Source organism: Mesorhizobium sp. M5C.F.Ca.IN.020.32.2.1 (genome assembly GCF_004023105.1).
In the GTDB taxonomy this organism is placed as follows: Bacteria; Pseudomonadota; Alphaproteobacteria; order Rhizobiales; family Rhizobiaceae; genus Mesorhizobium; species Mesorhizobium wenxiniae.
Window position 1 is genome coordinate 1 of sequence record NZ_RZSX01000275.1, and the last position, 7,059, is coordinate 7,059.

6 protein-coding genes and 1 pseudogene are annotated in these 7,059 nt (G+C 64.0%); all 7 read right to left on the reverse strand.

Going from position 1 to position 7,059, the window contains the following annotated elements:
- Positions 1-253, reverse strand: a pseudogene (locus EOA86_RS15620) (esterase); the annotation flags it as partial.
- 219 nt (positions 254-472) lie between these two features.
- Positions 473-1,255 carry a carnitinyl-CoA dehydratase gene (locus EOA86_RS15630; protein WP_128342439.1) on the reverse strand — a complete coding sequence of 261 codons (783 nt, stop codon included), beginning with the start codon at positions 1,253-1,255 and terminating at the stop codon, positions 473-475.
- On the reverse strand, positions 1,248-3,326 hold the full coding sequence (locus EOA86_RS15635; protein WP_128342440.1) for an acetate--CoA ligase family protein: 2,079 nt from the start codon (positions 3,324-3,326) through the stop codon (positions 1,248-1,250). Before EOA86_RS15635 ends, EOA86_RS15630 begins: the two co-directional genes overlap by 8 nt.
- A gap of 3 nt (positions 3,327-3,329) precedes the next feature.
- Positions 3,330-4,493 (reverse strand): acyl-CoA dehydrogenase, encoded by a 1,164-nt coding sequence (locus tag EOA86_RS15640; RefSeq protein WP_065011040.1) that lies wholly within the window; start codon positions 4,491-4,493, stop codon positions 3,330-3,332.
- 4 nt (positions 4,494-4,497) lie between these two features.
- Complete coding sequence (locus EOA86_RS15645; protein ID WP_128342442.1) at positions 4,498-5,571, reverse strand: 3-hydroxyacyl-CoA dehydrogenase NAD-binding domain-containing protein; 1,074 nt, start codon at positions 5,569-5,571, stop codon at positions 4,498-4,500.
- A complete protein-coding gene (locus EOA86_RS15650) occupies positions 5,568-6,197 on the reverse strand; it encodes an HD domain-containing protein (RefSeq protein ID WP_127210797.1) in 630 nt (209 codons plus the stop codon). The genes EOA86_RS15645 and EOA86_RS15650 overlap by 4 nt, the downstream gene beginning before the upstream one ends.
- Before the next feature lie 28 nt (positions 6,198-6,225).
- A partial coding sequence (locus EOA86_RS15655; RefSeq protein ID WP_164891771.1) for a 3-keto-5-aminohexanoate cleavage protein occupies positions 6,226-7,059 on the reverse strand: 834 nt, incomplete at its 5' end.

Genomic DNA, 7,059 nt, shown 5'->3' on the forward strand with positions numbered 1-7,059 from the left:
GCACCATCGCGGCCGCTTCCGGCGCCGGGGTCCGATAAATGCGGATCGGGATCGGATGCGAAGGCGTGACAATGGCGGTGGTTTCCGCCGTAACCCCTTGCGGATAGCCGGCAGAGAACTCGCGGCACATGCGGTCGTAGATTTCGCGCTGCTGGTCGATCGTGTAGTGGATTGTATCCTGTGGATAATAGGAATTGGTCCGCTCGATGAAGGCCCAGGTCTCGGCGTCGATCAGCTTTTTGTAGTCGGTCATGGGAACTGAACGGACCGTAACGAATCCGCCTGGGCACCCCCCTCTGTCCTGCCGGCCATCTCCCCCTCAAGGGGGGAGATCGGATGTCCCATCGGCTTTCGCCAATCTCCAGCGCGGCAGGAAGGGTGAATGGGCCGAAGCTGCCAATCTCCCCCCTTGAGGGGGAGATGCCCGGCAGGCCAGAGGGGGGTGGGAAGAAAAGCCATCATCTCCGCAGGATCATTTTCCCTTCCACACCGGGTCTCGCTTTTCGGCAAAGGCGCGAAAACCCTCGAGATTGTCCTCCGAGCCGTACAGTGCGTCAACCGTCGGCAATTGGCGGCGCGTCACCCGGTTCATCGCGTCCTGGAAGGTGAGCGATTCGGCGATCCGCGCCGTCTCCTTGATCGCGGCAAAGACCAGCGGCGGACCGTCGGCCAGCAGCCGTGCGATCTCCCAGACGCGGTCTCCGAGTCTGTCCTTGGGCAGCACCTCGTTGACCAAGCCCCAGCGATGCGCCTCGGCGACATCCATCCAGCGGCCGGTGAGCAAAAGATCCATGGCGACGTGATAGGGAATGCGCTTCGGCAGCTTGATCGTCGCTGCGTCAGCCAAAGTGCCGGCACGGATTTCGGGCAGCGCAAAGGAGGAATGATCCGACGCGTAGATGAGGTCGCATGATAGCGCCAGCTCGAAACCGCCGCCGACCGCCATGCCGTTGACGCAGGCGACGACCGGCTTGTTGAGGTCGCGCAATTCCTGCAGCCCGCCGAAACCGCCAACGCCATAGTCGCCGTCGACCGCATCACCGCCGGCCGCGGCCTTCAGGTCCCAGCCGGCGCAGAAGAACTTGTCGCCGGCGGTCTTGACAATGGCGACCCGCAGACCCGGATCGTCGCGGAACGCCTTGAACGTTTCGCCCATCAGGCGCGAGGTCTTCAGGTCGATGGCATTGGCCTTGGGCCGATCGAGCGTGACTTCGAGGATGGTGCCCTCGCGGCGGGTGGTGATGACGTCAGACATTCTTTCTCTCTCCAAGCACCAGCAGCGCGTCGGCGATCCAGGCGCCTTTGCCTTGCGCGCAGACGATCAGCGGATTGATGTCGAGTTCCTCGATCTCGCTGGCATTTTCCTGCACGAAGGCGGCGATGCCTGATATCGCATCGATGGCGGCCGCGACATCGGCCTTGGGCCGGCCGCGATAGCCTTCGAGCAGCGGGAACAATTTGAGCCCGCGCAATGCCGCCTCGATGTCGTCGCGTGTCGCCGGCAGCATCAGCGTGACGCTGTCGCGCAGCAGTTGGACCAGCACACCACCGGTGCCGAGCGTCATAACCGCGCCGAACATCGGGTCGCGGGTGAAGCCGACGAGCAGTTCGGCGACGCCGTCGCGCACCATGCGCTCGACATAGAGGCCGGTACCGAGCGCATAGAGATCATGGGCGGCGGTGCTGACGGATTCGGCATCCCTCAGGTTAAGCCGCACCGCGCCGAGCTCGGATTTGTGAGTGACGCCCAAAGCCTTCAGCGCAACCGGAAAACCGAGCGCCATCGAGGAGATTACCGCCTCGACCGCATTGCCGGCGCGTTCGCCCCTCGGCACGGGAAGCCCGGCCTCGATCAGCCGCGCTTTCGCCTTGGCCTCGTCAGGCGTGACATGGTCGCTGGCCGGCGCACCTGACGCGGAGGTGTCGATCGGCTGCGCCTGCGGCTCGCGCCAGGCCCAGCCGATGAAGGCGGCCGCCTGGGCGGCGTCCATTGCCTCGGAAATGCCGAACAACGGCACCATGCCGCGTGCCATCAGCCCGGCGGTGTATTCCTCGGGCAGGTTCTCCGGCAGCGAGGAGACGATCGCGCCCTGCGCCTTGTTGGACGTCAGCGCCGATTCGAAGGCGCGCAGCGTCGTCCACCAGTCGGTATCGGAGCAGCGGTCGGGGCGCGGGAAATCGAGCACCAGCATGTTGAGGTCGAAGCCGCCCGACACCATGGCGGTGAAGGTGGCGGTCATCGCCGGCTCGTTGTTCCAGATGAAGGTGTGGTAGTCGAGCGGGTTGGCCACCGCAACCAGCGGCCCGAGCGTCGATTTGACGTGGGCGCGATGCGTGTCGGTCAGCGCCGGGAAATTCACCCAGCGGCCTTCTGCGCTGTCGGCCATGACAGATGCTTCGCCGCCCGAACAGCTCATCGACGACAGCCGGTAACCGGGCAGGGGACCGGTGACGTGCAGCAGCTTGAGCGCCTCGATGAAGGCAGGGATGGAATCGACGCGGGCGATGCCGAGCCGCTTCAGGAAGGCGCCCGAGGCCGCGTCCGAGCCGGCCAGCGACGCGGTATGCGAGACGGTCGCTTGCCGCGCCTGCTCGGAGCGGCCGACCTTCATGGCGATGATCGGTTTCTTCAGCTCTCGCGCCCGCGCGGCCAGCCTTTCGAAGCCGGCTACTGAATCGAAGGCCTCGATATGCAGGCCGAGCGAATTGACGCGATCGTCCTCGATCAGGCCGAGCGCCATTTCGGAAAGGCCGGTCTGTGCCTGGTTGCCGGCGGTCATCAGAAAGGCGATCGGCAGGCCGCGCTTCTGCATAGTCATGTTGATGGCGATGTTCGACGATTGGGTGATGATGGCGACCCCGCGGCCACCCTCGGCCAGCCTGATGCCGCCATGCTGGTCGGGCCATAAAAGCGCGCCGTCGGCATAATTGATCAGGCCGTAGCAGTTCGGCCCGATGATCGGCATCTGGCCGGCCGCTGCGACTAGTTCGGCCTGCAGCCGCTCGCCGTCCTCGTCATAGGCCTCGGTCTCGAGAAAGCCGGCGGCAAAGCAGACGGCGCCGCCGGCACCGCGCTCGGCCAACGCCTTGACCACTTCGATGGTCAAATGCCGGTTGACGCCGACAAAGGCAGCGTCCGGCGCTGCAGGCAGATCGGCCACCGAGCGATAGGCCTTGCGGCCGGCGACCTCCTCCTTGGTCGGGTGCACCGGCCAGATCTCGCCGGCAAAGCCCATCTTGATCGACTGCGCGACGACGGCGGCAGCCTGCGCGCCGCCGAAGACGGCAATTGTTCGCGGGCGCAAAAGGCGCTCAAGTTTGTGCATCGATCAGCCCCCGAACGGGCGCAACAGCGCCCGCGAGATAATGTGGCGCTGGATTTCCGAGGTGCCTTCCCAGATGCGCTCGACGCGAGCGTCGCGCCAGATGCGCTCCAGCGGCAGGTCGTCCATCAGCCCCATGCCGCCATGGATCTGGATTGCTTCATCGGCGACGAAGGCGAGCATTTCGGTGGCCTTCAACTTGGCCATGGCCATGTCCTGATCAGTGACGGTGCCCTGATCGTACTTCCAGCCGGCTTCGAACACCATCAGGTCGGCAGCCTTCAGTTCGGTCGCCATGTCGGCGAGCTTGAACGACACGCCCTGGAACTTGCCGATCTGCTGGCCGAACTGCTGCCGCTGCGCGGCGTATTCGACGGCATGGCCAAGCGCCCGCTCGGCCCGGCCGAGACAGGTGGCGCCGACCTGCAGGCGGGTTGCGCCAAGCCATGAATTGGCGACGTCGAAGCCCTTGTGGACCTCGCCGAGCACTTGGGCTCCGGGCAAGCGGCAATCGTCGAATTCGAGGATGGCGTTGGTGTAGCCGCGATGCGAGACGTTGCGATAGCCGTCGCGCACCGTAAAACCCTTGGTGCCCTTGTCGACGAAAAAGGCGGTGATCTTCTTGCGTTTGCCGCGCGGCGTCTCCTCTTCGCCCGAGGCCATGAAGACGATGGCAAAATCGGCAAGGTCGGCATGGCTGATGAAATGCTTGGTGCCGTTCAGCACCCAGTCGTCGCCGTCCTGCACGGCGGTCGCCTTCATGCCGCGCAGGTCGGAGCCGGCACCCGGCTCGGTCATCGCCAGGCAGTCCCATTTCTCGCCGCGAATGCAGGGATAAAGGTATTTCTCGCGCTGCTCCGGCGTGCCGGCCAACAGGATGTTGGAAGGCCGCGCCACGCAGGTCCAGTGCAGCGCGTAATTGGCACGGCCGAGCTCTTTTTCGTAAAGCAGCCAGGTCACCGTGTCGAGCCCGGCGCCGCCGACTTCCGTCGGCATGTTGGCGGCATAGAGACCGGCTTCGATTGCCTTGGCCTTGATCTCCTCGATCAGCTCACGGCGCAGCACGCCGGTGCGCTCGACTTCGCGCTCATGCGGGTAGAGCTCATTCTCGACGAAGGCGCGCGTCGTCTCGACGATCAGTTTCTGTTCTTCGGAGAGGCCAAATTCCATAGTATTAGCCTTTCTTCTTTTTCTTCGGATTTTCAGCCTTGGCTTTTTCCACCGCCTTGGAAGCGGTGGGCTTCTTTGCCGCAAGCCTGGCGAGCTGCTTGGTATAGTCCTTGTGCAGGGCGCCGGCGCCCCAGCCCTTGCCTTTGTTCTGCTTCGACAGCGCCTCCATGATGGCCACCAGATTCTCGTCGCGGATCTTTTCGAGCTCACGGATCGACAGGCCATGCGCCTGGTCGTCCGACTGGGTGGCGATCAGGTCGACCAGTTCGTCGTTGAACTCCGGCACATCCATCAGCTTGGTCCATGGCCATTTCAGGCACGGCCCGAACTGCGCCATGAAATGGCGCATGCCGGCCTCGCCGCCCGCGACGCGATAAACCTGGAACATGCCCATCTGCGCCCAACGCAGGCCGAAGCCATAGCGCATGATATCGTCGAGTTCCTCGACCGTGCAGATGCCGTCCTTGATCAGCCACAGCGCCTCGCGCCATGCCGCCTCCAGCAGGCGGTCGCCGACGAAAGCCTCGATCTCCTTGCGGATCACCACCGGCTTCATGCCGATCGAGGCGTACATCTCCTTGGCGACTTCGATCGCCTCGGGAAAGGTCTGTTCGCCGCCGACGATCTCGACCAGCGGCAGGAGGTAGACCGGGTTGAACGGATGGCCGACGACCAGCCGCTCCGGATGCTTCTTCATCGCCACCTGCATGTCGGTCGGCTTGATGCCGGAGGTCGAGGAGCCGACGATGGCGTTGGCCGGCGCATAAAGGTCGATCTCGGCCAGCACGCGGTGTTTCAGTTCGAGCCGTTCCGGTACGCTTTCCTGGATGAAATCGGCATCGGCGACGGCATCGGCGATGGTCTTGGCAAAGGTCAGTTTGCCCTCTTTTGGGAGGCCGTCGGGCAGCATCTGTTTGTAGGCGCGGCGCGCGCCTTTCATCACTTCGCCGACCTTGCGCGAAGCTTCCGGGTCGGGATCGAAAATCGACACGTCGATGCCATTCAAGAGCAGCCGCGCTACCCAGCCGGCGCCGATGACGCCGCCGCCGATTGCAGCTGCCTTGGTGATGATGCTCATGCGGAGGCTCCGGTTCTTGTCCTGGCTATTTCCAGATCGATCAGGGGCACGCGCTCGCCGGCGCGGATCACGGTGGGGTCATAGGCCCTGCGGGCAAACACTTCGAGCACGATGGGCCGGAAGAAATCGATCGGCAGCGTCTCGTAATCCGGATCGAAGCTCGACTGGTCCCAGCGCTCGCAGAACTGGTCGCAATCGTCGAAATAAAGATGGCCGGCGAAACGGTCGCGGGCATGGGGATTGCCGCCGAGATGGTGGGCGTAATAGAGGCGCTGGAAGTCACCGTGCTTTTCCACCACCCAGGTGCACTGCTCGCGCACGAAGGGTTTTAGGATCGAAGCTGCATATTCGTCGTGATTGTAGGGTGCGTAGATGTCGCCGATATCGTGCAGTAGCGCGCAGGCGATCCAGTCGGTGTCGGCGCCGTCGCGCCATGCGCGCGTCGCCGCCTGGAGCGAATGGCCGAGCCGGGTGATCTTGTAGCCGGACAAGCCTTCGTCGAGCTGGACAAGCGCATCAAGCAGCCGTTCCCCGGTCTTCGCCGCATAGTCGATCTCGTGCTCGGTGAGGAACGCGTAGTCGTCGCGGTCGCCGTCCTTCATGGCGGTGAATTTCACGGTCTTCATCGGCGGCTCCTCCCTACCGATTCCCTGTTCAAAGCGGCGCGCGCTTCGTCAAATTGAGCTTCTTGCGCACCTCGTCCGGGCCGATGACCCTTGCGCCCATGTTCGACACGATGCTGACCGCCCGCTCGACCAGCTGCGCATTGGTCGCCAGCACGCCCTTGTCGAGCCAGAGATTATCCTCGAGCCCGACGCGGACATTGCCGCCGGCCAGCACCGCGGCGGCGGCATAGGCCATCTGGTTGCGGCCGATGGAGAAGGCCGACCAATTCCAGCTCGACGGCACATTGTTGACCATCGCCATGAAGGTGTTGAGATCATCGGGAGCGCCCCATGGCACGCCCATGCACAATTGCACGAGAGCATCCGGATCCAGCACCTTTTCCTCGACGAGCTGCTTGGCAAACCAGAGATGCCCGGTGTCGAAGGCCTCGATCTCCGGCTTGACGCCGAGCGCCGTCATCATGCCGCCCATGGCGCGCAGCATGCCGGGCGTATTGGTCATGACATAGTCGGCTTCGGCGAAATTCATCGTCCCGCAGTCGAGCGTGCAGATTTCCGGCAGGCACTGGCGCACATGTTCCACGCGGTTGGTCGCGCCGCCCATATCGGTGCCTTTCTCGTTGAGCGGTAGGGGATTCTCCGGCGAACCGAACACCATGTCGCCGCCCATGCCGGCGGTCAGGTTCAGCACCACGTCGACATCTGCAGCACGGATGCGCTCGGTTACTTCGCGATAGAGCTGCACGTCGCGCCGTGGCTTGCCGGTTTCGGGGTCGCGCACATGGCAGTGGACGATCGCCGCGCCCGCTTTTGCCGCATCGATGGCCGAATCGGCAATCTGCTTGGGCGAACGGGGCACATG

What these genes read in the sequence shown, in the direction of transcription:
- EOA86_RS15630 (WP_128342439.1), bottom strand. Translation starts at nt 1,255, where the DNA reads ATGTCTGACGTCATCACCACCCGCCGCGAGGGCACCATCCTCGAAGTC.
- EOA86_RS15635 (WP_128342440.1), bottom strand. Translation starts at nt 3,326, where the DNA reads ATGCACAAACTTGAGCGCCTTTTGCGCCCGCGAACAATTGCCGTCTTC.
- EOA86_RS15640 (WP_065011040.1), bottom strand. Translation starts at nt 4,493, where the DNA reads ATGGAATTTGGCCTCTCCGAAGAACAGAAACTGATCGTCGAGACGACG.
- EOA86_RS15645 (WP_128342442.1), bottom strand. Translation starts at nt 5,571, where the DNA reads ATGAGCATCATCACCAAGGCAGCTGCAATCGGCGGCGGCGTCATCGGC.
- EOA86_RS15650 (WP_127210797.1), bottom strand. Translation starts at nt 6,197, where the DNA reads ATGAAGACCGTGAAATTCACCGCCATGAAGGACGGCGACCGCGACGAC.